Origin of the sequence: Pseudomonas frederiksbergensis, assembly GCF_000802155.2 — a bacterium.
Taxonomy (GTDB): domain Bacteria; phylum Pseudomonadota; class Gammaproteobacteria; order Pseudomonadales; family Pseudomonadaceae; genus Aquipseudomonas; species Aquipseudomonas frederiksbergensis_A.
Window position 1 is genome coordinate 14,588 of the sequence record NZ_JQGJ02000007.1, and the last position, 23,702, is coordinate 38,289.

The window sequence follows — 23,702 nt, forward strand, 5'->3', positions numbered from 1 at the left end:
CAAGTAAGACTTTAAGTTTGCCTTACAAGTTGTGTGCTTACTTGCGAGCCGTGACCACGGTTGGAGCCATGGCGAGGGCGCGCTTGGCTTCGATGAAGGTCTTGCTCCAGTAGCTGTCGCCGAGGCTGTCGATCCGCACGCCACCGCTGCGGCGGCTGCTGGAATGGATGAACTGGTTGTCGCCCAGGTAGATACCGGCGTGGCTGACGCGACCGCGACGACCATTGGTGCTGAAGAACAGCAGGTCACCGGGTTCTAGCTGGTTGCGAGCGACCAGCGGAGCCTTCACGTTGATCATTTCGCGAGTGGAACGTGGCAGGTTCATACCCGCCTCTTCGCGAAACAGGTAGCCGATGAACCCGCTGCAATCGAAGCCGGCTTCAGAGGTACCGCCAAAACGATAACGAGTGCCGATCAGGGACATGCCTCGTTCCAGGATGCTGTCTGCCAGCACCGGAAGCTGATAAGGCTTGCTGCCGGCAAAGTCTGCCAGCTCTTTATCGGAGGCCACTTCTTCCTGGAACGCTACGGAGGAAGACTGGGCGGTTACAGTGTTCTTGACCTGTGGTTGTTGTGCTTGCTGGGACACCGGGGAGTGGGCAGCGCAACCGAACAACAGGGTAACGAGTGCGAGAGGCACGAGGGGTGCGAAGCGATTTAGCATGGGCACGACCGTGGCTGAAGTAGTAAAGATGGCGAGACTATGCCTTCTATCAACCTCATTTGCAAATTCAATCGGTGCAAATGTGACTTCTCGGTTTTACGTTTACATCTAAGCGCTTAAGCCCATTTTGAACGTCATGTGGCCTGCCACCCAGCAGGACCGCAGGTTTCGCCGCGTCCGGAACAGGCTATCGGCCACTACGGGTGACGGTTCTACCAACCCAGGGTTTCTTTCAAAAAAGGAATAGTCAGCTTGCGCTGCGCCTGGAGCGAGGCCTGGTCGAGGCGTTCGAGCAGCTCGAACAATGCGCTCATGCTGCGAGTGCCTCGGGTGAGGATGAAATGCCCGACCTCGTCGGTCAGGTGCAGGCCACGCCGGGAAGCGCGCAGTTGCAGCGCGCGCAGTTTGTCTTCATCGGAAAGCGGGCGCATCTGGAAAATCAGCGCCAGGGTCAGGCGGGATTTCAAGTCCGCCAGTTTCACCGGCAACTCCCGTGGCGAGGTCGACGCGGCGATCAGCAAGCGTCGGCCGCTGTCGCGCAACCGATTGAATAGATGAAACAGCGCCTCTTCCCAGTCAGCCTTGCCGGCCACGGCCTGGAGGTCGTCCAGGCAGACCAGTTCGTACTGCTCAAGGTTGTCGAGGATTTCTACGCCGCGATCCAGCAGTTCCGCCAGCGGCAGGTACACCGCAGGTTCGCCCAGTTGTTCGAACCGCAGGCACGCGGCCTGCAGAAGATGCGTACGCCCTACTCCGTCCTTGCCCCACAGATAGATCAGGCTTTCGGTCCAGCCGGCGTCGGCTTCGCAAAGCCGCTCGACATAGCCGAGTGCAGCGGCATTGGCGCCTGGGTAGTAGTTGATAAAGGTGGCGTCATCACGCAGACGCACACCAAGGGGCAGCTGAATCGGTTTCATGCTGACTGAACGGTTCCAAAGGAACCATTAGTGGCCTCTGTGTAAAGTTCGCAAAGTTTATACCCGTGACGCGGACCGCACAATGCGCCGGACCACGAGCAAAATCAAAGGTTTGCAGCGGCAAGGGCGCGGAGCGCCAGTTTCCCTGACACCCCGTGCGCCCTGCACACTACAGGTCGGGGTCTTCAATGCCGCTGTAGATGTCCGAATCCTTGTACAAATCGTGCATATGGCGCACCAGCACCATGATGACTGCCGCAACCGGCAACGCCAGCAGTACCCCGGTGAAGCCGAACAACTCTCCGCCCGCCAGGATCGCAAAGATCACCGCCACCGGATGAAGGCCAATGCGGTCGCCCACCAGCAGCGGCGTCAGCACCATGCCCTCCAGGGCCTGCCCGACCATGAATACTGCCACGATGCCAATCATCGGGTAGAGATCGCCGCCGAACTGGAACAACCCGGCGATCAATGCCGCGCCAATGCCAATCACAAACCCCATGTACGGGACGATGGCCGCCAGGCCGGCGATCAGGCCGATCAACAGCCCCAGCTCCAGCCCCACCAACATCAGCCCCGCCGCATAAATAAAGCCCAGCGCGACCATGACCAGCAATTGCCCGCGCACGAACGCCCCCAGCACTTCATGGCATTCACCGGTCAGCGTCATGATGCGTTCTTCGCGGTGACGCGGCAGCAGGCTGCGGATCTTGGCCATCATCAGGTCCCAGTCCCGCAGCAGATAGAAGGCCACCACGGGAATCAGTACCAGGTTTGCCAGCCAGCCGATCAACGCCAGGCTCGACGCCGTGGCCTGGGTCAGCACCACCCCGACGATGTCGGTGGTCTGGCCCATGTGCTCGCTGATGGCCGCCTTGACCTTGTCGAACTTCCAGAAGCCGTCCGCCAACCCCAGTTTCGATTGCACCCACGGCACCGCGCTGTGTTGCAGCCAATCGAGCATCTGCGGCGCCAGCTCATACAGGCGCAGCAGTTGCTTGGCGAGCATGGGGATCAGTACCAGCAACAGGGCGCTGACGATCAAGGTAAACAGCGCGAACACCGCCACCACGCCCCACGTCCTGGACAAGCCGAGCTTTTCCAGGCGATCCACCACCGGATCGAACAGATAGGCCAACAGCAGCGCAACCAGGAATGGCGTGAGGATCGGGTGCAGCAAATAGATAAACGCAACCAGCAGGGCGACCCCACCCAACCAGAACCAACGCCGCGTATCGCCCATGAACCACTCCTGACTCTATAAAGGAAGAAATCCTACCAGCGAAACCGCAGGTTCGGCGCTGGCGCGGGCGTCGGTTGCGGCGAAATTGCCCCATCGGCTGCTGGCTGGGCCACAGGTGGCGGCACGACAACTTCACCGACGGGCATTTCCTGCAGCTTGGTCAAGGCCAATTGCGCCTTCAACTGTTCCGCGCTGCCATTGACCTTGTAGACGATCACGTCGCCTTCGACCCGTTGCAACTGCCCTCCAAACGGTTCAAGCAGGCGCCCCAGCGCCGCATAACGTTCCAGATTCATGCCCTGCACTTCGAGCAACTGTTCGGTCGCCACGCCCGGCTTGGCGACGAAGCGCGGCGCCAGGCGCTGGCTCACCGCCAACATCACGGCATCGGCCAGTGCCGCAGGGTCGCCACCCTGGGCATTGCCCTGCTCGCGCTGGTCACCCAGCCACAGGCGCCAGGTCGCTTGCCACTGGCCGCCCTCTTCCTTGGCGTGGACCGCCAACAACGCGTCGGAACCATAACGCTCCGACACCTCGCGCAACGGCGCCGGGTCATTGCCTTCCAGGTTCGGCGCGGTGGCGACAATCTGCTCGCTCAAGTCCGCCAGCGGCAGGTGCAGCGGCAATCCCCGGTGCTGGGCGGCGCGGCGCAGCGGCGTGGCACTGGCCTGGCCATCCCCCACCAGGCTGGAACCCTCCGCCGAGTCGTTCAGCCACCACCCCAGGATCGAGGGCCGATTGGCCCCCCACAGCGACAACCCCGCCGAACGCAACGCGCGGTCGGTGCTGGCGGGATCGAAATCCACCTGCAGGCTTTCCGGCGGACCGGCCTCGTAGCCATATTGAAGAATGATTTGTTGCGGGTCCTTGCGGATCGCCGCCAGGCCAGGGCTCTGCGCGGCCTTGGCGTCGCCGGTCAGGCGCAGCACCAAGGTATCCAGCGCTCGCAACGTTGCCTGGTTACGCTCATCCGGCGCCTGGCTGCTGACCGGTTCACGTACCTGATAAAGGTTGTTGAGGGTTTCGGCATGGCTCGCCAGGCTGATCAGCGACAGGCAGCCAACAGACAAGAGTTTGAACAGACGCATGGAAAATTCCCGGACATAACGGCTGGCACCGGCCGTGTGGAGAAGACTGAGCATGGCTGTGACACGGCACCTGGCAAAACATTCAGCCGCCCGATGCAAGTTTCGACGCTGCCACAACCATAGTCGCTTACCGCTACACCTTATACAGACGCGCCACGCAGTACCAACAGAAGAAATATCGGTTTTTTTCCAAGGATATGTCCCTGCCCGTCGGCACGAGGATGGCCGCTGCCCCTCAAGCCTGATAAAATCGCGCGCCTTCGCAGACCGGCATTGGCTGGGCATCCGGAATAATTCATACAACGGTTATTCAAGGGCCCCGGCGATCGGTCGTTACCCAGAATTCCCCCCTTTAAAGGCCTGGATCATGAGCAAGCAACCCTCCCTGAGCTACAAGGACGCCGGTGTGGACATCGACGCCGGTGAAGCATTGGTCGAACGCATCAAGAGCGTCGCCAAGCGCACTGCGCGCCCGGAAGTCATGGGCGGCCTGGGCGGTTTCGGCGCCCTCTGCGAGATCCCGGCCGGCTACAAGCAACCGGTGCTGGTCTCGGGCACCGATGGCGTCGGCACCAAGCTGCGCCTGGCTTTGAACCTGAACAAGCACGACAGCATCGGCATCGACCTGGTCGCCATGTGCGTGAACGACCTGGTGGTGTGCGGCGCCGAACCACTGTTCTTCCTCGATTACTACGCCACCGGCAAGCTGAACGTCGACACCGCTGCCCAGGTGGTGACCGGCATCGGCGCTGGCTGTGAACTGTCCGGTTGCTCCCTGGTGGGCGGCGAAACCGCTGAAATGCCTGGCATGTACGAAGGCGAAGACTACGACCTGGCCGGTTTCTGCGTCGGCGTCGTTGAGAAAGCCGAGATCATCGACGGCTCGAAAGTTGCCGCCGGCGACGCCCTGCTCGCCCTGCCGTCCTCCGGCCCGCACTCCAACGGCTACTCGCTGATCCGCAAGATCATCGAAGTCTCGGGCGCCGACATCGAGAACACCCAGCTCGACGGCAAGCCGCTGGCCGACCTGTTGATGGCCCCGACCCGTATCTACGTCAAGCCTCTGCTCAAGCTGATCAAGGACACCGGCGCCGTCAAGGCCATGGCCCACATCACCGGTGGCGGCTTGCTGGACAACATCCCGCGCGTACTGCCAAAAGGCGCCCAGGCGGTGGTCGACGTGGCGAGCTGGACCCGCCCGGCCGTGTTCGACTGGCTGCAAGAGAAAGGCAACGTCGATGAAACCGAAATGCACCGCGTGCTGAACTGCGGCGTGGGCATGGTCATCTGCGTGGCCCAGGAGCACGTCGAGACTGCCCTGAACGTATTGCGTGAAGCCGGTGAGCAACCTTGGGTCATCGGCCAGATCGCCACTGCGGCCGAAGGCGCCGCACAGGTCGAGCTGAAAAATCTTAAGGCACATTGATGCACGAGCAGATGCCTGCAACCTGTAACGTCGTGGTGCTGCTGTCCGGCACCGGCAGTAACCTGCAGGCCCTGATCGACAGCACACGGACCGGCGACAGCCCGGTCCGTATCCGCGCGGTGATTTCCAACCGCGCCGATGCCTACGGCCTGCAACGTGCCAAGGACGCAGGTATCGACACCCGCGTCCTGGATCACAAGGCGTTCGAGGGCCGCGAAGCCTTCGACGCCGCGCTGGTCCAACAGATCGATGCGTTCGATCCGCAACTGGTGGTCCTGGCCGGCTTCATGCGCATCCTCAGCCCCGGCTTCGTGCGTCACTACCAGGGACGCCTGTTCAATATCCATCCCTCGCTGTTGCCCAAATACAAAGGGTTACATACTCACCAGCGCGCGCTGGAGGCCGGAGACACGGAGCATGGCTGCTCGGTGCACTTCGTCACCGAGGAACTCGATGGTGGACCACTGGTCGTACAGGCAGTAATACCGGTAGAGTTGCACGACACGCCGCAAAGCCTGGCGCAAAGGGTTCATGCCCGCGAGCACCAGATCTACCCGATGGCCGTGCGTTGGTTTGCCGAAGGCCGGCTGACCCTCGATGATCGGGGAGCCTCACTGGACGGCCAGTTGCTCGCCGCCAGCGGCCATTTGATTCGATACTAGGAGATTTTATGCGTCGCGCCCTGCTCTTCGCTTGCGCTCTGCTTGCCTTGCCACTGGCACAGGCCGCAGACCTTCAACCGTTCTCCGCCAGCTACACCGCCGACTGGAAGCAGTTGCCCATGAGCGGCACCGCCGAGCGCAGCCTGACCAAGGAAGCCAACGGCACCTGGAAGCTGAGCTTCAAGGCTTCGATGATGATCGCCAGCCTGACCGAAGAAAGCACCCTGACCCTTGACAAGGACACCCTCCTGCCGCAGTCCTATCACTTCGAGCGCGGCGGCCTGGGCAAGGCGAAAAAGGCTGACCTGGATTTCGACTGGAACACCAAGATGGTCACCGGCACTGATCGCGGTGACGCGGTCAAGATTCCGCTGAACCGGGGCATGGTCGACAAATCCACCTATCAGCTGGCGCTTCAGCACGATGTGGCGGCCGGCAAGAAAAGCATGAGTTATCAGGTCGTCGATGATGGCGAGATTGATACCTATGATTTCCGCGTCCTGGGCTCGGAGAAAGTCGACACCAAGGCCGGCCAGATCGACGCGATCAAGGTCGAGCGCGTACGCGACCCGACACAGAGCAAGCGCATCACCGTGCTCTGGTTCGCCAAGGACTGGGATTACCTGCTGGTGCGCCTGCAACAGGTCGAGACCGACGGCAAGGAGTACAACATCATGCTCCAGGACGGCACGGTCAACGGCAAGGCCGTGAAAGGCAGCTGATCCACGCCGATAGCAAGAAGCCCCGCGAATGCGGGGCTTTTTTATACCTGAATTCAGGCCCCCCACAGGATCTGGCGTCCGCTTGACGACATGAAAACTTCTTCATGAACGCCACCTGCGACCGAATGCCGCGCACTACTTGGCCTGCCGGATCGTTTCACTTTTCATGAAAACTTCTTAACGCACCGGGGCATTTACTTAGCACGCTATCCAAACCTATAACAAAGTCCTGCACACGCCTTGCTGCAGATAACAGAGATTGGAGCTTGCAAGATGACTGTGAAAGTAACTGAACGCGACGACGCTCACATGTCCCACGAAGGCATTGCCGCCGGCATCCGGATCTGGGACGTGCATCAACAGGATTTGCTGGTGGGAATGTTCCACTCCGAAACAGACGCCCACAGCTACAAGGCTGAGCTGGAGCGAGAGGAAAGGCAGCGCTTGCGCGAGACCGCGCAATCCTGAACCGCATAAAACACCTGTGGGAGCGAGTTTGCTCGCACCCATAGGTTTCTGTGTTTCAACTCAATGACACTGCGCCCTGCTTACCACATCAAGTCATCAGGAATCTGATAAGCCGCGTACGGATCATCGGCATCCACTTCTTCGGTCTGGGTGTTGAGCTGGACGATGCGCTTGGGGTCGCGCTCCTGAATTTTCAGCGCAGCCTCGCGCGGGATCACTTCATAACCGCCAGCATGGTGGACGATCGCCAGGGAACCACTGCTCAACTTGTTGCGCATCAGGGTATTGACGCAGATGCGCTTGACCTTCTTGTCGTCGACAAAATTGTAGTAGTCGTCAGTGGTCAGCTTCGGCAGGCGCGAGACTTCGATCAATTGCTTGATCTGTGCAGCACGGGCCTTCTGCTCGGCCTTCTCCTGCTGCTGGCGGTTGAGTTCCTGGTCGCGCTTGACCTTTTCGGCCATGGCTTCCTGCGCCGCCCGCTGCTGGGAATCATCCAGTTCGATCTGGCCTTTGTGGGCCAGGCGCTGCTGTTTCTGTTTCTCTTTGCCGACCTGCTTGGCCTGCTTTTGGTTGACCAGCCCTGCTTTAAGCAACTGGTCGCGAAGGGAAAGGCTCATGGTGCTTACTCACTTAGGCAACGGCCTCAGCCACAGCTGGGCAAATTCTTTTCCTGACGTTTGGCTTCGCCCCACAAGGCGTCCAACTCTTCGAGGGTGCAATCTTCCATGGGACGACGGGTGTCGCGCAATGCCTGTTCGATAAATCGGAACCGCCGCTCGAATTTCCCGTTGGCATCGCGCAGCGCGGTTTCCGGGTCGACCTTGAGGTGGCGAGCCAGGTTCACCACACTGAACAGCAGATCGCCGATCTCGTCGCTGATGGCTGCCGGATCGTTGTCAGCCATGGCTTCGAGCACTTCATCCAGTTCCTCGCGGACTTTGTCGAGCACCGGCAAGGGTCCCGGCCAGTCGAAACCCACCTGTCCCGCACGCTTCTGCAACTTCGCCGAGCGGGACAACGCCGGCAGCGCTCCCGGTACATCATCGAGCAGCGACAACTGTTCGGGGGCCGACGCCTTTTCGGCGCGTTCTTCTGCCTTGATTTCCTCCCAGCGCTGCTTGACCTGCTCTTCGCTCAGGCGCGGGATATCCACGGGTGCATACAGGTCACCAGTAGGAAACACGTGGGGATGGCGACGGATCAGCTTGCGGGTGATGCTGTCGACCACGCCGGCGAATTCGAAGCGGTTCTCTTCCCGGGCCAACTGGCTGTAGTACACCACCTGAAACAGCAAGTCGCCCAACTCACCTTGCAAGTGATCGAAATCGCCGCGCTCGATCGCATCGGCCACTTCGTAGGCTTCTTCCAAGGTATGAGGGACGATGGTGGCGTAGGTTTGCTTGATGTCCCAGGGGCAACCGTACTGCGGGTCCCGCAGGCGGTTCATCAGGTGGAGCAGGTCTTCGAGGCTGTACATCAATCGATCCCGTCACAAAAAAACTGTGGGAGCTTGCTCCCACATAAACCAAGGCAACCAGCGCTTAACCCGGCGTCCGGTTACGCCGGGTCTCGATGATGTTCGGCAACTGGGAAATCCGCCCCAGCAGCCGCCCCAGCGCATCCAGCCCCGGAATCTCGATGGTCAGGGACATCAGCGCAGTGTTGTCTTCCTTGTTCGAACGGGTATTGACCGCGAGCACGTTGATGCGCTCGTTCAGCAACACCTGGGACACGTCACGCAGCAAGCCGGAACGGTCGTAGGCGCGGATGACAATGTCCACCGGATAGGTAAGCACCGGCACCGGACCCCAGCTGACCTGGATGATCCGTTCCGGTTCGCGCCCCGCCAATTGCAGCACCGAGGCACAGTCCTGGCGGTGAATGCTCACGCCGCGACCCTGGGTGATGTAGCCGACGATCGCATCCCCCGGCAGCGGCTGGCAGCAGCCGGCCATCTGGGTCATCAGGTTGCCCACGCCCTGGATCTGGATGTCGCCGCGCTTGCCTGGCTTGTAGCCGGTGGCCTTGCGTGGAATCAGCTCCAGTTGCTCGTTGCCGCGCTCCGGCTCCACCAATTGTTGGGCGAGGTTGACCAGTTGCGCCAGGCGCAGGTCGCCGGCACCGAGGGCGGCGAACATGTCCTCGGCGGTCTTCATGTTGGCTTTTTCGGCCAGCTTGTCGAAGTCCACCTGCGGCAGGCCCAGGCGACTCAGCTCGCGTTCGAGCAAGGTCTTACCGGCCGCGACGTTCTGGTCACGGGCCTGCAGTTTGAACCAATGGACGATTTTCGCCCGTGCCCGCGAGGTGGTGATGTAGCCCAGGTTCGGGTTCAGCCAGTCGCGGCTTGGCGTACCGTGCTTGCTGGTGATGATCTCGACCTGCTCACCGGTCTGCAGGCTGTAGTTGAGCGGCACGATCCGCCCGTTGATCTTGGCACCACGGCAGTTGTGGCCGATCTCGGTGTGGACGCGGTAGGCGAAATCCAGCGGCGTCGCGCCTTTCGGCAGGTCGATGGCGTGGCCGTCCGGGGTGAAGATATAGACCCGGTCCGGCTCGATGTCGACGCGCAACTGTTCGGCCAGGCCGCCAATGTCGCCGAGTTCCTCGTGCCATTCCAGCACTTGGCGCAGCCAGGAGATTTTCTCTTCGTAGTGATTGGACCCGGACTTGACGTCGGTGCCCTTGTATTTCCAGTGGGCGCAAACGCCCAGCTCGGCTTCCTCGTGCATGGCATGGGTGCGGATCTGCACTTCCAATACCTTGCCCTCCGGACCGATCACCGCAGTGTGCAGCGAGCGGTAGCCGTTTTCCTTCGGGTTGGCGATGTAGTCGTCGAACTCCTTCGGAATATGCCGCCACAAGGTATGGACGATCCCCAGCGCGGTGTAGCAGTCGCGCATTTCAGGGACCAGCACGCGAACGGCGCGAACGTCGTAGATCTGGCTGAATTCCAGGCCCTTGCGCTGCATTTTGCGCCAGATCGAGTAGATGTGCTTGGCCCGGCCACTGATGTCGGCTTCGACGCCGGTGGCCTGCAACTCTTCGCGCAGCTGGGTCATCACATCGGTGATGAAGCGCTCGCGATCCAGGCGCCGCTCGTGCAGCAGCTTGGCGATCTGCTTGTATTGGTCGGGTTCCAGATAGCGGAAGGACAAGTCCTCCAGCTCCCACTTGATGTGACCGATGCCAAGACGGTGGGCCAAGGGCGCGTAGATGTCGAAGACTTCCCGGGCAACGCGATTGCGCTTTTCGTCATCGGCGGACTTCACGGCACGGATGGCGCAGGTGCGCTCGGCCAGCTTGATCAGCGCGACGCGCACGTCGTCGACCATCGCCACCAGCATCTTGCGCAGGTTTTCCACCTGGCCCTGGGTGCCCAGTACCATGGACTGGCGCGGGCTGAGACTGGCGCTGATCGCCGCCATGCGCAACACGCCATCGATCAGCTTGGCGACCACGGTTCCGAAACGCTGGCTGACAACCGGAAGTTGGATCTGCCCTTCGCGGACACCGCGATAAAGCACTGCGGCGACCAGCGAATCCTGGTCCAGCTTGAGGTCGGCGAGGATCTCGGCAATCTCGAGGCCCGTCTGGAAACTCGACGTCCCTTCGGACCACAGGTTCTTCGCCGCATTGTGTTGCTGCTCCGCCTCGCGAGCGAACTCGCAGGCGGCCTTCAAGGCCTCGCGATCCAGTGCCGTGTCGATACTGACCGCGTGATCGAGCCAAGCCTCGAGATTGATACTGCCGTCAGTGTTGATCGGCTGGTGTGCTCTCACCTGTACCATCTTTACCTACCTTCCCTACGACGCAGATTCAATGCGTCAACTTCGCTGACCTTCGCTGCCCGTGTTCCCGCCCAGGGCTGTGGCGGGTGGCACGAGCGGGTCAGTCGGACAAGCCATCCTGGCTCGCTTCAAATAACGCCATGGCCTCGACATGCGCCGTTTGAGGAAACATATCGAGAATCCCGGCACGTTTTAACCGGTAGCCCTGCTTGATCAGTTCGACCGTATCCCGCGCCAAAGTTGCCGGGTTGCACGATACATAAACCAACCGTCTGGCCCCGAGGGATGCCAGCTTGCGCACCACCTCGAAAGCACCGTCACGGGGTGGGTCCAAGAGTACCGCAGAAAAGCCTTCGCCGATCCATTCGGCACCCGCCAATGGCTGGGATAAATCGGCCTGAAAAAAAGCAGTGTTATGCAAATTGTTGCTGATGGCGTTGGCGGCAGCACGCTCGACCATGGTCTGCACGCCCTCCACCGCCACCACTTCGCGCACCTGCCTGGCCAGCGGCAAGGCAAAATTGCCCAGGCCGCAGAACAGGTCCAGCACCCGTTCCTCGGGGCGCGGCGCCAACCATTGCAACGCTTGGGCGACCATCGCTTCGTTGACGGCGGCGTTCACCTGGATGAAATCCCCTGGCCGGTAAGCCAGGTCCAGGTCCCAGGTTTCCAGGCGATATCCCAGGGATTGCCCGGGATCGACCGGTTGCGGCTCACCTTCGCCATGCAGCCACAATTGGGCTTCGTGGAACGCGCAGAAGTCCTTGAGGATCGTCAGGTCGGCTTCCGACAACGGCGCCATGTGGCGTAGCAATACCGCGAGGGACGAACCTGCGAACAATTCCACATGCCCCAGCGCCTGGGGTTTGCTCAAACGTCGCAGCATTTCCGGCAGGCGGCTCATGATCGGCTGCAAGGGCTGTACCAGCACCGGGCAATCACCGATGGCAACGATGTCCTGGCTGCCGGCGGCGCGCAAACCCACTTCGAGTTTTTTCGCCTTCAGGTCCCAACGCACCGCTACCCGGGCGCGACGGCGATAACCGAACTCCGGCCCGCTCAACGGTGCGGCCCATTCATCCGGCTCGACCCCGGCGACCCGCGACAGTTGCTCGGCGAGCATGCGCTGTTTCAGGGCGAGTTGTTCGTCATGGGGCAAATGCTGGACGCTGCAGCCACCGCAACGACCGGCATGGATACACGGCGCTGGGCGGCGCAGTTCACTGGACAGGAACACCCGCTCGGTACGCGCCTCGACCACTTTGCCGTGGGCACCGAGCACCCGCGCCTCGACCTCCTCACCCGCCAGGGCGCCGAGGACGAACCAGGTACGGCCATCGACGAACGCAATGCCGCGGCCGTCATTGGCCAGGCGTTCAATGGTCAGGCGCTGCTTTTTACCGGTGGGCACTTGCGGGGCCCGGCTTCCGCCGCTGGGCTGGAAGCGCAAGCCTCTATCTTGCTTGGCCATCAGTTGGGCGCGTCGAAAATGCCGGTCGACAGGTAACGGTCGCCACGGTCGCAGATGATCGCGACGATCACTGCATTCTCAACCTCCCTGGACAAGCGCAGCATTCCCGCCACGGCACCGCCCGAGGACACGCCGCAGAAGATGCCTTCTTCACGCGCCAGGCGACGGGTCACGTCCTCGGCTTCGCTTTGGGCCATGTCGATGATGCGGTCCACGCGCTCGGCCTGGTAGATCTTCGGCAGGTATTCCTGGGGCCAGCGGCGAATACCGGGAATCGCGGAACCTTCCATCGGTTGCAAGCCGACAATCTGGACGTTCGGGTTCTGTTCTTTCAAATAGCGCGACGTGCCCATGATGGTGCCAGTGGTGCCCATCGAGCTGACGAAATGAGTAATCGTGCCGTCGGTCTGGCGCCAGATCTCCGGACCGGTGGTGGTGTAGTGGGCCTCGGGATTGTCACCGTTGGCGAACTGATCGAGCACCTTGCCCCGGCCTTCGGCCTGCATGCGCTCGGCCAGGTCCCGGGCGCCTTCCATGCCCTCCTCCTGGGTCACCAGGATCAACTCGGCGCCGTAGGCCGTCATCGCGGCCTTGCGCTCGGCGCTGGAGTTGTCGGGCATGATCAGGATCATCTTGTAACCCTTGATAGCCGCCGCCATCGCCAGGGCGATGCCGGTGTTGCCGGACGTCGCCTCGATCAGCGTATCGCCGGGCTGGATCTGCCCGCGCAACTCACCACGAGTGATCATCGACAGCGCCGGGCGGTCCTTGACCGAACCCGCCGGGTTATTCCCTTCGAGCTTGAGCAACAGCGTATTGCTGGTCGCACCGGGCAGGCGCTGCAGGCGAACCAGCGGAGTATTGCCGACGCAATCGGCGATGGTGGGGTACTGCAAAGTCATGGCGTATTCGCAATCCGGGCTGCGGGGGCGCCTATCATACCGGCAAACCCGGCGAGGCCATATCACGCAAAGTAAGGGGGTTATGGCTTCTGGGAATAAGCGATTGGCAATCGGATCCCACCCCGTGGCGAAGGAGCCTGCTCGCCTCGCCACAACGACAACGTCCGGCGCAGAGGCGAAAACCGTGTTTCGTATGCACGGGGACACGAATTTTACGGAGAAGGCTCGCCCGCGAATCGCTACACTGCGCAGATAATGCGTGCCGGATGCGCGCACAGTTCAATCAGACCGCTGGATGCAGGAGACAAGTGTGCTCAAGAAACTGGGAATCAAAGGCCGTGTGCTGTTGCTGACCCTGTTGCCGACCAGCCTGATGGCGCTGGTCCTGGGCGGCTATTTCACCTGGATGCAGCAATCGGACCTGCACGCCCAGTTACTGCAACGGGGCGAGATGATCGCCGAGCAGCTGGCACCGCTGGTCGCACCTGCGCTGAGCCGCCAGGACATTGAACTGCTGGAGCGAGTCGCCACCCAATCCCTCGAGCAAACGGATGTGCGCGCCGTGACCTTCCTGGCCCCCGACCGCGCGCCACTGGCCCATGCCGGCCCGACCATGCTCAACCGGGCACCGGAGGGCAACAGTACCCAACTGCTGCAACGCACCGGCAACGATGCCACCCGCTACTTGCTGCCGGTGTTCGGCAAGCACCGCAACCTGGCCGGCGAACTGATTCCCGAAGAAGCCGACCGCCTGCTCGGCTGGGTAGAGCTGGAGTTGTCCCACAGCGGCATGTTGCTGCGTGGTTATCGCAGCCTGTTTGCCAGCCTGCTGTTGATCGGCGCCGGCCTGTGCCTGACCGCGCTGCTGGCCCTGCGCATGGGCCGCACGATCAACCGCCCGCTGAGCCAGATCAAGCAAGCCGTGGCGCAGCTCAAGGACGGCCACTTGGAAACCCGCTTGCCGCCGCTGGGCAGCCAGGAGCTGGACGAATTGGCGTCGGGCATCAATCGCATGGCCGGCACCTTGCAGAATGCCCAGGAAGAATTGCAGCACAGCATCGACCAGGCCACCGAGGATGTGCGCCAGAACCTGGAAACCATCGAGATCCAGAACATCGAGCTGGACCTGGCCCGCAAGGAGGCCCTGGAAGCCAGCCGGATCAAATCCGAGTTCCTGGCGAACATGAGCCATGAGATCCGCACACCGCTCAACGGTATCCTCGGTTTCACCCATCTATTGCAGAAAAGCGAACTGACTCCGCGCCAGCTCGATTACCTGGGCACCATCGAAAAATCCGCCGACAGCCTGCTCGGGATCATCAATGAGATCCTCGATTTCTCGAAGATCGAGGCTGGCAAGCTGGTGCTCGACAACATCCCGTTCAACTTGCGGGACCTGTTGCAAGACACCTTGACCATCCTCGCCCCCGCCGCCCACGCCAAGCAGTTGGAACTGGTGAGCCTGGTCTACCGCGACACGCCGTTGTCGCTGGTAGGCGATCCGCTGCGCCTCAAGCAGATCCTCACCAACCTGGTGAGCAACGCGATCAAGTTCACTCGTGAAGGCACCATCGTCGCTCGCGCCATGCTCGAGGAAGAACACGAAGACAGCGTGCAATTGCGCATCAGCATCCAGGACACCGGCATTGGCCTCTCTGCCCAAGACGTACGGGCGCTTTTCCAGGCGTTCAGCCAGGCCGACAACTCCTTGTCCCGGCAACCCGGCGGCACTGGCCTGGGCTTGGTGATTTCCAAGCGGCTGGTGGAACAAATGGGCGGCGAGATCGGCGTGGACAGCACCCCGGGCGAAGGTTCCGAGTTCTGGATCAGCCTGCGCCTGCCCAAGACCCGCGATGATGCCGAGGACCTGCCGGGGCCGCCACTGCTGGGCCGACGCGTGGCCGTCCTGGAAAATCACGAATTGGCCCGCCAGGCCTTGCAGCACCAGTTGGAAGATTGTGGGTTGCAAGTCACGCCGTTCAACACACTGGAAAACCTGACCAACGGGGTCACGGTTGCTCACCAGACCGACCAGGCCATCGATCTGGCGGTGCTGGGCATTACCAGCAATGAGGTGCCACCGGAGCGTCTCAACCAGCACATCTGGGATCTCGAACACCTGGGCTGCAAGGTCCTCGTGCTCTGCCCGACCACCGAGCAGACGCTGTATCACCTCTCCGTTCCCAACCCCCACAGCCAGTTGCAGGCCAAGCCGGCCTGCACACGCAAGTTGCGGCGCTCGCTGTCCGATCTGGTCAACCCGCGTCCACCGCGCAACGAACCCAGCGAACCGGTGCCCAGCCGCGCCCCGAAAGTACTGTGCGTGGACGACAACCCGGCCAACCTGTTGCTGGTGCAGACCCTGCTCGAGGACATGGGCGCGCGGGTGCTCGCGGTGGAAAGCGGCTATGCCGCGGTCAAGGCCGTGCAAAAGGAAACCTTCGACTTGGTCTTGATGGACGTGCAGATGCCTGGCATGGACGGCCGCCAGACCACCGAGGCAATTCGCCAGTGGGAAAGCGAGCGGCACTGCACGCCGCTGCCGATTGTCGCCCTCACCGCCCACGCCATGGCCAACGAGAAACGTGCCTTGCTGCAAAGCGGCATGGATGACTACCTGACCAAACCCATCAGCGAGCGGCAGTTGGCCCAGGTCGTGCTCAAATGGACCGGCCTGGCGTTGCGCAACCAAGTGTCGGACCGCGGGCTGGCCGTCCACGGCAGCGGTGAACTGCTGGTGCTCGATCACGAAGAAGGCCTGCGCCTGGCCGCCGGCAAGGCCGACCTGGCCGCGGACATGCTGGCGATGCTGCTGGCCTCCCTGGAAGCCGACCGCGAAGCGATTCGCCAGGCCAGCGAAGCCAATGATCACCATGCACTGATTGAGCGGGTCCATCGCCTGCATGGTGCCACGCGTTATTGCGGCGTACCGCAATTGCGCGCCGCCTGCCAGCGCAGCGAAACCTTGCTCAAGCAACAGGACCCCAAAGCGGCAGAGGCCCTAGAAGATCTGGAGCGCGCCATTGATCGCTTGGCCGAAGAGGCACGCGTCAGCGCCTGACCCAGGGCAATGGTTAGCGGCGCAAGGGCTGCTAGGCTGGTTCCATCCCAACGCCAGGAGGCCGTCATGCGTGCCATTCTTTTCAGCAGCCAGAGCTATGACCGCGACAGTTTCAGCAACGCGCCTTTACCCGCAGGCCTGGCGCTGCAGTTTCAACCCGCCCGCCTGAACCTGGACACCGTGGCCCTGGCCGAACGACACGAAGTGGTCTGCGCCTTCATCAACGACGACCTGAGCGCCCCGGTGCTGGAACGGCTTGCCGAGGGCGGCACGCGACTGATCGCCTTGCGTTCGGCCGGCTACAACCATGTGGACCTGCCCGCCGCCAAACGCCTCGGATTGAGCATTGTCCGGGTACCGGCCTATTCGCCCCATGCCGTGGCCGAACACGCCGTGGCGCTGATCATGGCCCTCAACCGATGCCTGCATCGCGCCTGCAACCGCACCCGGGATGGCAACTTCAGCCTCAACGGGTTGACCGGTTTCGACCTGGTGGGCAAGACCGTCGGGGTGATCGGCACGGGCCAGATCGGCGCAACCTTCGCCCGGATCATGGCCGGTTTCGGCTGCCAGTTGCTGGCGTACGATCCGTTCCCCAATCCCCGGGTCGAAGCCCTGGGCGCTCGCTACGTGTCCTTGGAAGATTTGCTGGCACACGCGCAAATCGTCAGCCTGCACTGCCCGCTCAACGAACAGAGCCGACACCTGATCAATGCCCGTTCCCTGGAAACCATGCAGCGCGGCGCGATGTTGATCAACACCGGCCGTGGCGGCCTGGTGGAAACACCGGCCTTGATCGAGGCGCTGAAGAGCGGTCAGCTGGGGTATCTGGGGCTCGATGTCTATGAAGAAGAGGCCCAGCTGTTCTTCGAGGACCGCTCCAACCTGCCTTTGCAGGATGACGTACTGGCGCGGCTGCTGACCTTCCCCAACGTTGTGGTCACCGCGCACCAGGCGTTCCTGACTCGCGAAGCATTGGCGGCGATTGCCACCACCACCCTGGACAACATTGCGGCCTGGGCGGCCGGCGCGCCGCAAAACCTGGTGGATAGCTGAGTCAAACCTCCCATAGCGGATGCAGTTTCGTCGGCCAATCTTTCATCGAGTCCATGCCCAAGCCATGCCCCGTGCTAGCATGTCGCGCCTATTTGGAGGACCCATGGCCGAACACGATTTCCGCTACACCCTGATGAACCCACAGCACACCTTGACCGAGGTCCGCGCACTGGCGCCGGGCCGTTACCAGGTCACCGGCAATGGCGGTTCGATCCAGGCCAACGACGTATTGCTCGTGACCCTCAAGGGCAGCAAGGACCTGTCCATGCGCCTGACCGTGGACACCGTCCGCCATTTGCTCAAGCCGATGGGCCAGTGGACCGCCATGACCACCGGCCCGGTGTTCGGCGAACTGGCGATCCACACCTGGCAGGTCGATTGCGACCGCTGCGCCAAGCAATTGAGCTTCGAATTCGCCGTCGATGCCAAGCTCGGCACCAAGGCCCAGAAACCGGCCGCCAACGCGCGCATCGCCGAGCTGGGCTGGAAAACGGCTGGCGAGAAGCATCTGTGCCCTCAATGCCAGGAAGCCGCTTGATGAAAGGCCTGGTCCTGGCGGCGCTGATCGGCGCCGGCCTGATGGGTTGCGCCAGCGAGCCGGTGCAGCTGCAACAAAACCGCAGCTACATCCTTGAATGGATCGGCGAGCGGCCATTGATGGACTACAGCCACCTGACCATCACCCTCGGCGATGATGGCCGAGCCTATGGCAATGCCGGCTGCAACCACTGGTTCGCGCCTTACACCTTGAAGGGCGACCGGCTGAGTTTCGGCAAGATCGGCAGTACCCGCAAACTCTGTTCCCCGGCGGTCATGGAACAGGAGACGCGTTTCTTGCGGGCGCTGGAGAAGGTCGAACGCTGGGACGTCTCCCCCATCGAGCAGATGCGGTTCTGGCCGGCCCAGGGCAAGCCGCTGCGGTGGTGGCTGGAAGAAGGTTGAGGCCAGGCCTGACCAAGCAGTGGCGAGGGAGCTCGCTCCCTCGCCACAAAAGCCCCACTATTTCAGCGCCTGCAACGCCTCGAGCTTCGCCATCACCGCCGCCGCCGTCTGCTCGCCCAGCAGTTGCTCGCGCACCTTGCCCTGCTGGTCGATGATGTACGTCACCGGCAATCCTTCGCTGCGAGGAATATCGAAGAATTCGGCCGGGTCCTGGGCCAGGACGCTGAAGCGAATCCCCATCTTGTCGCTGGCGCTCTTGAGTTCTTCGCCCTGCACCTGGTCGAAATTGACGCCGAACACGCCCACGTTGCGCCCCTTGAGCTGTTCAGCCAGCGCATTGAATTCCGGAATCTCAGTGCGGCAGGGTGCGCACCATTCGGCCCAGTAATTGAGGACCACCCATTGCTTGTCCAACCGTTGCGAAGCAATCGGCTGGCCGTTCTGATCAACCCCGTAGTCGTTTCCGCAGCCGGCGAGCAACAAAATGCCGATGAATGTCAGTGCCGCCGCCAATCGCCTTGTCATGTGTCGTTCCTTGTCTGAAATATGAACGCTGGGTGCCCATCAGGTGCTAGGCGCCGCGGTGCACAGTAGAATAGCCGCCACCTTACGCAAGATGCGACCTGCTCATGACCGACCTGACGCTTTATCACAACCCGCGCTGCTCGAAATCCCGCGGTGCGCTGGAACTGCTGGAGGCCCGTGGCCTGGCGCCCACCGTGGTCCGTTATCTGGAAACCCCGCTCGATGCCGCGCAGCTGAAGCGCTTGTTGGGCAAGCTCGGCATCAGTGCGCGGCAATTGCTGCGCACCGGCGAGGACGAATACAAAACCTTGAACCTGGCTGACCAGAGCCTGAGCCAGGACGACCTGATTGATGCCATCGCTGCCCACCCGAAGCTCATGGAACGGCCAATCCTCGAAGCCGGTGACAAAGCCGTGATCGGCCGTCCACCGGAAAAGATCCTGGAGATCCTGCCGTGACCACGCCGTACATCCTGGTGTTGTATTACAGCCGCAGCGGCTCCACCAACGAAATGGCCAGGCAGATTGCCCGTGGCGTCGAGCAAGCCGGGCTGGAAGCCAGGTTGCGCACGGTGCCGGCGATTTCCACGGAATGCGAAGCGGTGTCGCCGGATATTCCTGAGCAGGGCCCACTCTACGCCACGCTCGATGACCTGAAGAACTGCGCCGGCCTGGCCCTGGGCAGCCCGACCCGGTTCGGCAACATGGCCGCGCCGCTCAAGTACTTTCTCGACGGCACCAGCAACCTGTGGCTGACCGGCGCCCTCGTGGGCAAGCCGGCCGGCGTGTTCACCTCTACCGCGAGCCTGCATGGCGGCCAGGAAACCACGCTGTTGTCGATGATGCTGCCACTGCTGCATCACGGCATGCTGATCACCGGCCTGCCCTACAGCGAATCGGCCCTGATCGACACCCAGGGTGGCGGTACGCCCTACGGCCCGAGCCATCACGCTGGCGCCGACGGTAAAAGCGGCTTGAACATGCATGAAGTCGAGCTGTGCCGAGCGTTGGGCCTGCGCCTGGCGAAAACCGCCCTGCTGCTGGAGAACGGCCGTGGCTAAGAAGCCGAAAATCCTGCCCCCCATCCAATGGCTGGAACCGCGCGTACGCATCGCCCGTGTGCTGAGCCTGCTGTGCTTTTTCGGTTTGGTGGGGTTGCTCAGCGCGTATTACCTGCTGGTCGCCGACCTGCACGGCGCGCGCCCGTGGGTCATCCTGCTGATCGAGTTGGTGCCCCTGCTCATCCTCGCGCCGGGCATGCTCAGCGGTAGCCCACGCGGGCATTCCTGGATGTGCTTCGTGGTCAATCTCTACTTCATCAAGGGAGCGCTGGCCGCCTACGATCCGAACCGGCATGTGTTCGGCTTGCTGGAAATGGCAGCAAGCGTTGCGGTGTTCTGCTCGGCGTTGCTGTACGTGCGCTGGCGGTTTCAGTTGAACCGGCGGTTGGCGGGAGAAGGCGAACCCTGCGTCGCCTGATAGGCCACTATCGCGAGCTTGCTCGCGATAGTGGCAACCCGGTCTCAATGATTCACGGTGTAAGCCAGCATCATCGAAATCTGCGACATCGGTCGACCGCCACTCTCTTCATGCCACTGGTTGAAGGCATTCTGCACCGTTGCCAGGTCCCGCAGGCTGCTGGGGACCTTGTCGATGATGTCCTGGGCGTTGAGTGCCGCCACGACGTCGTAACTGGGCACAAAGGTGTCTTTGCCCATCATCCGCAAGAAGCGCGGTGCCGACAGGCCGCCCAGTTGATGGCCGTGCTTTTTCAGGTAGGTCCACAGGCCGACAATGTCGGTCACCGGCCAGTCGGCGATCAACGCACCGAAGCTGCCCTTTTCATGGGCCACGTCCAGTATCAACTGCGCGTTGCGAGGCACGCTCTTGAGCTTGCCCAGATGGCGGATGATCCTGGCATCCTGCATCAGCCGCTCCAGGTGCTCGGCGCTCATCAGCACGACTTTCTCCGGGTCGAACTTGAAGAACACCTCTTCGAAGGCCGGCCACTTGGCGTCCACCAGGCTGTGCTTGAGCCCGGCGCGGAACACCCGCAACGCCAAGGTCGAGAGATAGCGGTCATCGCTGATTTTGCGCAGTTGCGCCGGAGTCTTGGGTACAGGCAGGTGGGCTTCCAGTTCAGCCGCCGAACCGAAGCGGTTCAGACAATACTCGTGCAGCCACTTGTAATCGCGCATGCCCTCTCCCATGGGTTAAAAATAAAAACGGCGCTCTCAAGCGCCGTGAATAGCTATCGCTGAAATCGTCAGAGGTTCACCACATTGACGAATCGCGGCGTGGCGTTTTCGTCGATGCGCAGGTTGGTGAAGTCGAACAGGTTGCGGTCCGCCAGTTGCGACGGGATGACGTTTTGCAGGCCGCGGAAAATGCTCTCGGTACGCCCCGGGGTCTTGCGCTCCCATTCCTGGAGCATTTCCTTGACCACCTGGCGCTGCAGGTTTTCCTGGGAGCCGCACAGGTTGCAGGGAATGATCGGGAACTGCTTGAAATCGGAATAGGCTTGGATGTCTTTCTCATTGCAATAGGCCAACGGGCGAATCACCACGTTGCGCCCGTCGTCGGCCCGCAGCTTGGGCGGCATGGCCTTGAGCGAGCCGTTGTAGAACATGTTGAGGAAGAAGGTCTCGACGATGTCGTCGCGGTGATGACCCAGGGCCATCTTGGTCGCGCCGATCTCGTCGGCGAAGGTGTAGAGCGTTCCGCGGCGCAAGCGTGAGCACAGCGAACAGGTGGTCTTGCCTTCAGGAATCAGCTCCTTGACCACCGAGTAGGTGTCTTTCTCGACGATATGGTATTCAACGCCCAGCGACTCCAGGTAGGCCGGCAGCACATGCTCCGGGAACCCGGGCTGCTTCTGGTCCATGTTCACCGCGACGATCTCGAACTTGATCGGTGCAACCTTCTGCAAATGCATCAGCACGTCGAGCAAGGTGTAGCTGTCCTTGCCGCCAGACAGGCAGACCATCACCTTGTCGCCGTCCTCGATCATGTTGTAGTCGGCGACCGCCTCACCGGCCAGGCGGCGCAGGCGCTTTTGCAGTTTGTTCTGGTTGACCGTAAGAGTGCCCATGACGCGAAATCCGTGAGGTGTGACGAAAGGCGGGCATTTTACGCAAAAAATATGTGCCATGGCACGACCCTTTGTGCCGAGGGGGCTTGCTCCCGCTAGGTTGCGAAGCGACCCTCTGGGGTGGTGCTGTTGGCGTCTGCTTCGCAGCCGAGCGGGAGCAAGCTCCCCCGCCACAGGAACATTTGCCTGGCGTAAGGTTCAGCGCACAGATCACGCCGCGATTAACCCGCTTCGTTACAGCGCGATTTGCTCTAAGCCGCCCATCCCCTTGGCGCCCACTCCTTTCTATACTGCGGCATAAGGTCGCACACACTTACAGACCTTAACTTACCCGGCCACTTGGCCCGTAGGCGCTCCGTTGGGGGGCGATGGCAATAACAAAGGAGTGACTGACTATGATCCATCATGTCGTGGGGCTCTTTACCCACCCTGATCAAGAATGGAAGGAAATCCGTGGCGATCAGGAGGAAAGCATCAGCCACATGTACCTCACCCACACGCTGATCCTTGCGGCCATCCCCGCGGTCTCGGCGTTCATCGGCACTACTCAGGTGGGATGGGTCATCGGCAATCGTCCACCGGTCATGCTCACCCAGGAAAGCGCGCTGTGGATGACCATCATGTCGTACCTGGCGATGCTGGGCGGCGTAGCGGTGATGGGGGCGTTCATCCACTGGATGGCACGCACCTATGACGCCAACCCGAGCCTGGCCCGCTGCGTCGCGTTTGCCACCTACACCGCGACACCGTTGTTCATCGGCGGCCTGGCGGCGCTCTATCCCCACATGTGGCTGGGGATGATCGTCGGCACCGCAGCGATCTGCTACACGGTCTATCTGTTGTACGTGGGCCTGCCGACGTTCATGAACATTCCCCAGGACGAAGGCTTTCTGTTTTCCAGCTCGGTGCTCGCCGTCGGCCTGGTCGTGCTGGTGGCTATCATGGCGTTCACCGTGATTGTCTGGGGGCTGGGCGTTGGTCCGGTCTACACCAATTGAAGGATTGAGGTTCTCCAACAACAAACGATCTGCCATCACAGGCCGCCGCAAGGCGGCCTTCCTCTGTGCCTGGACCCGTCGAGGCGACCACTGGGCGCCTCGACGATTCGCAACGGCCAGCGCTTGCGGCATACTCGCGTTTCTGGAGACCCGTAAAGCATGCTCGAGCAACTCAATACCCGCGTCGAAGAGTGTTACCAACAAGCCGAATCCTTTTTCAAACGTCCTTTCAAACGCCCGGTGGTCAGCCTCAAGTTGCGTGGCCAGAAGGCCGGTGTCGCGCACCTTCACGAAAACCTGCTGCGCTTCAATCCACAGCTGTACCAGGAAAACGCCGAGGACTTCCTCAAGCAGACGGTAGCCCACGAGGTCGCGCACCTGATCGCCCACCAACTGTTCGGCGACCGCATCCAGGCCCATGGTGAAGAATGGCAACTGATCATGCGCGGGGTCTACGAGCTGCCGCCCAACCGTTGCCACACCTACGAGATCCAGCGCCGCACCGCGACCCGCTATATCTATAGATGCCCTTGCGACGGCAGCGATTTCCCGTTCACGGCGCAACGCCATCGCCTGGTGCGCCAGGGGCGGCGATATTTGTGCCGCAGTTGCCGCAATACGTTGGTGTTCAGCGGGGAGACCAGGGTTGAATAGCAGGCTTTTGGATGTCTGGGCT

25 protein-coding genes are annotated in these 23,702 nt (G+C 61.7%); 13 read left to right on the top strand and 12 right to left on the bottom strand.

The window, feature by feature from the left end; genetic code table 11:
• Nucleotides 1-37: 37 nt before the first annotated feature.
• From JZ00_RS14760 to JZ00_RS14775, 4 genes are all read right to left on the bottom strand, one after another.
• Entirely contained in the window at nucleotides 38-664 is a 627-nt protein-coding gene (locus JZ00_RS14760; RefSeq protein ID WP_039591914.1) for a C40 family peptidase, read from the bottom strand.
• Nucleotides 665-876: 212 nt separating this feature from the next.
• On the bottom strand, nucleotides 877-1,581 hold the full coding sequence (hda, locus tag JZ00_RS14765) for a DnaA regulatory inactivator Hda (protein ID WP_003178999.1): 705 nt from the start codon (nucleotides 1,579-1,581) through the stop codon (nucleotides 877-879).
• Nucleotides 1,582-1,750: 169 nt separating this feature from the next.
• On the bottom strand, nucleotides 1,751-2,824 hold the full coding sequence (locus JZ00_RS14770) for an AI-2E family transporter (protein WP_039591913.1): 1,074 nt from the start codon (nucleotides 2,822-2,824) through the stop codon (nucleotides 1,751-1,753).
• Nucleotides 2,825-2,856: 32 nt separating this feature from the next.
• Nucleotides 2,857-3,912 carry a DUF2066 domain-containing protein gene (locus JZ00_RS14775; protein ID WP_039591912.1) on the bottom strand — a complete coding sequence of 352 codons (1,056 nt, stop codon included), beginning with the start codon at nucleotides 3,910-3,912 and terminating at the stop codon, nucleotides 2,857-2,859.
• Between the two features lie 367 nt (nucleotides 3,913-4,279).
• On the opposite strand from JZ00_RS14775, the gene purM reads away from it, so the two are divergent.
• The 4 genes from purM (at nucleotide 4,280) to JZ00_RS14795 (ending at nucleotide 7,190) form a co-directional block, all read left to right on the top strand.
• A complete protein-coding gene (purM, locus tag JZ00_RS14780; protein WP_003204658.1) occupies nucleotides 4,280-5,338 on the top strand; it encodes a phosphoribosylformylglycinamidine cyclo-ligase in 1,059 nt (352 codons plus the stop codon).
• Between the two features lie 11 nt (nucleotides 5,339-5,349).
• Nucleotides 5,350-6,000, top strand: a complete 651-nt coding sequence (purN, locus tag JZ00_RS14785; RefSeq protein ID WP_039591945.1) for a phosphoribosylglycinamide formyltransferase — start codon at nucleotides 5,350-5,352, stop codon at nucleotides 5,998-6,000.
• A gap of 8 nt (nucleotides 6,001-6,008) precedes the next feature.
• Nucleotides 6,009-6,722, top strand: coding sequence for a DUF3108 domain-containing protein (locus tag JZ00_RS14790; RefSeq protein WP_030142402.1), 714 nt, complete (start codon nucleotides 6,009-6,011; stop codon nucleotides 6,720-6,722).
• Between the two features lie 273 nt (nucleotides 6,723-6,995).
• Nucleotides 6,996-7,190: a hypothetical protein gene (locus JZ00_RS14795; RefSeq protein WP_039591911.1), complete on the top strand. Its 195-nt coding sequence runs from the start codon at nucleotides 6,996-6,998 to the stop codon at nucleotides 7,188-7,190.
• Nucleotides 7,191-7,270: 80 nt separating this feature from the next.
• On the opposite strand, the gene JZ00_RS14800 is transcribed toward JZ00_RS14795, so the two are convergent.
• The 5 genes from JZ00_RS14800 to cysM all read right to left on the bottom strand — a co-directional run bounded on the left by JZ00_RS14800 (nucleotide 7,271) and on the right by cysM (nucleotide 13,354).
• Nucleotides 7,271-7,810, bottom strand: coding sequence for a DUF2058 domain-containing protein (locus JZ00_RS14800; protein ID WP_039591910.1), 540 nt, complete (start codon nucleotides 7,808-7,810; stop codon nucleotides 7,271-7,273).
• A 26-nt stretch (nucleotides 7,811-7,836) separates the two neighbouring features.
• Entirely contained in the window at nucleotides 7,837-8,670 is an 834-nt protein-coding gene (gene mazG, locus JZ00_RS14805) for a nucleoside triphosphate pyrophosphohydrolase (RefSeq protein ID WP_039591909.1), read from the bottom strand.
• A gap of 64 nt (nucleotides 8,671-8,734) precedes the next feature.
• Nucleotides 8,735-10,981 (bottom strand): GTP diphosphokinase, encoded by a 2,247-nt coding sequence (gene relA, locus JZ00_RS14810; protein ID WP_030142406.1) that lies wholly within the window; start codon nucleotides 10,979-10,981, stop codon nucleotides 8,735-8,737.
• A gap of 100 nt (nucleotides 10,982-11,081) precedes the next feature.
• Nucleotides 11,082-12,452 carry a 23S rRNA (uracil(1939)-C(5))-methyltransferase RlmD gene (gene rlmD / locus JZ00_RS14815; RefSeq protein WP_039591908.1) on the bottom strand — a complete coding sequence of 457 codons (1,371 nt, stop codon included), beginning with the start codon at nucleotides 12,450-12,452 and terminating at the stop codon, nucleotides 11,082-11,084.
• Nucleotides 12,452-13,354 (bottom strand): cysteine synthase CysM, encoded by a 903-nt coding sequence (gene cysM, locus JZ00_RS14820; protein ID WP_039591907.1) that lies wholly within the window; start codon nucleotides 13,352-13,354, stop codon nucleotides 12,452-12,454. Before cysM ends, rlmD begins: the two co-directional genes overlap by 1 nt.
• Before the next feature lie 310 nt (nucleotides 13,355-13,664).
• On the opposite strand from cysM, the gene JZ00_RS14825 reads away from it, so the two are divergent.
• The 4 genes from JZ00_RS14825 (at nucleotide 13,665) to JZ00_RS14840 (ending at nucleotide 18,413) form a co-directional block, all read left to right on the top strand.
• Nucleotides 13,665-16,415 carry a response regulator gene (locus JZ00_RS14825; RefSeq protein WP_039591906.1) on the top strand — a complete coding sequence of 917 codons (2,751 nt, stop codon included), beginning with the start codon at nucleotides 13,665-13,667 and terminating at the stop codon, nucleotides 16,413-16,415.
• A gap of 66 nt (nucleotides 16,416-16,481) precedes the next feature.
• Nucleotides 16,482-17,471, top strand: a complete 990-nt coding sequence (locus JZ00_RS14830) for a 2-hydroxyacid dehydrogenase (protein WP_039591905.1) — start codon at nucleotides 16,482-16,484, stop codon at nucleotides 17,469-17,471.
• Nucleotides 17,472-17,574: 103 nt separating this feature from the next.
• Nucleotides 17,575-18,009 carry a hypothetical protein gene (locus JZ00_RS14835; RefSeq protein ID WP_039591904.1) on the top strand — a complete coding sequence of 145 codons (435 nt, stop codon included), beginning with the start codon at nucleotides 17,575-17,577 and terminating at the stop codon, nucleotides 18,007-18,009.
• Nucleotides 18,009-18,413, top strand: a complete 405-nt coding sequence (locus tag JZ00_RS14840) for an META domain-containing protein (RefSeq protein WP_039591903.1) — start codon at nucleotides 18,009-18,011, stop codon at nucleotides 18,411-18,413. Before JZ00_RS14835 ends, JZ00_RS14840 begins: the two co-directional genes overlap by 1 nt.
• A 57-nt stretch (nucleotides 18,414-18,470) precedes the next feature.
• Here JZ00_RS14840 and JZ00_RS14845 read toward each other — a convergent pair whose 3' ends face one another.
• Nucleotides 18,471-18,938, bottom strand: coding sequence for a TlpA family protein disulfide reductase (locus JZ00_RS14845; protein ID WP_039591902.1), 468 nt, complete (start codon nucleotides 18,936-18,938; stop codon nucleotides 18,471-18,473).
• 104 nt (nucleotides 18,939-19,042) lie between these two features.
• On the opposite strand from JZ00_RS14845, the gene arsC reads away from it, so the two are divergent.
• The 3 genes from arsC to JZ00_RS14860 are packed head-to-tail and all read left to right on the top strand — an operon-like array spanning nucleotide 19,043 to nucleotide 20,416.
• Complete coding sequence (gene arsC, locus JZ00_RS14850; protein WP_039591901.1) at nucleotides 19,043-19,396, top strand: arsenate reductase (glutaredoxin); 354 nt, start codon at nucleotides 19,043-19,045, stop codon at nucleotides 19,394-19,396.
• Nucleotides 19,393-19,998 carry an NAD(P)H:quinone oxidoreductase gene (gene wrbA, locus JZ00_RS14855; RefSeq protein ID WP_039591900.1) on the top strand — a complete coding sequence of 202 codons (606 nt, stop codon included), beginning with the start codon at nucleotides 19,393-19,395 and terminating at the stop codon, nucleotides 19,996-19,998. Before arsC ends, wrbA begins: the two co-directional genes overlap by 4 nt.
• Nucleotides 19,991-20,416, top strand: a complete 426-nt coding sequence (locus JZ00_RS14860; protein ID WP_039591899.1) for a DUF2069 domain-containing protein — start codon at nucleotides 19,991-19,993, stop codon at nucleotides 20,414-20,416. The genes wrbA and JZ00_RS14860 overlap by 8 nt, the downstream gene beginning before the upstream one ends.
• Nucleotides 20,417-20,460: 44 nt before the next feature.
• On the opposite strand, the gene JZ00_RS14865 is transcribed toward JZ00_RS14860, so the two are convergent.
• Complete coding sequence (locus JZ00_RS14865; protein WP_039591898.1) at nucleotides 20,461-21,135, bottom strand: DNA-3-methyladenine glycosylase I; 675 nt, start codon at nucleotides 21,133-21,135, stop codon at nucleotides 20,461-20,463.
• A gap of 68 nt (nucleotides 21,136-21,203) precedes the next feature.
• The gene (gene ttcA / locus JZ00_RS14870) at nucleotides 21,204-22,028 is read right to left on the bottom strand and encodes a tRNA 2-thiocytidine(32) synthetase TtcA (RefSeq protein WP_039591897.1); all 825 of its coding nucleotides are present in this window, start codon (nucleotides 22,026-22,028) and stop codon (nucleotides 21,204-21,206) included.
• A gap of 395 nt (nucleotides 22,029-22,423) precedes the next feature.
• Here ttcA and JZ00_RS14875 point away from each other — a divergent pair, with 395 nt between their 5' ends.
• The gene (locus tag JZ00_RS14875) at nucleotides 22,424-23,026 is read left to right on the top strand and encodes a Yip1 family protein (RefSeq protein WP_039591896.1); all 603 of its coding nucleotides are present in this window, start codon (nucleotides 22,424-22,426) and stop codon (nucleotides 23,024-23,026) included.
• A gap of 159 nt (nucleotides 23,027-23,185) precedes the next feature.
• A complete protein-coding gene (locus tag JZ00_RS14880) occupies nucleotides 23,186-23,680 on the top strand; it encodes a SprT family zinc-dependent metalloprotease (RefSeq protein ID WP_039591895.1) in 495 nt (164 codons plus the stop codon).
• Nucleotides 23,681-23,702: the final 22 nt, after the last annotated feature.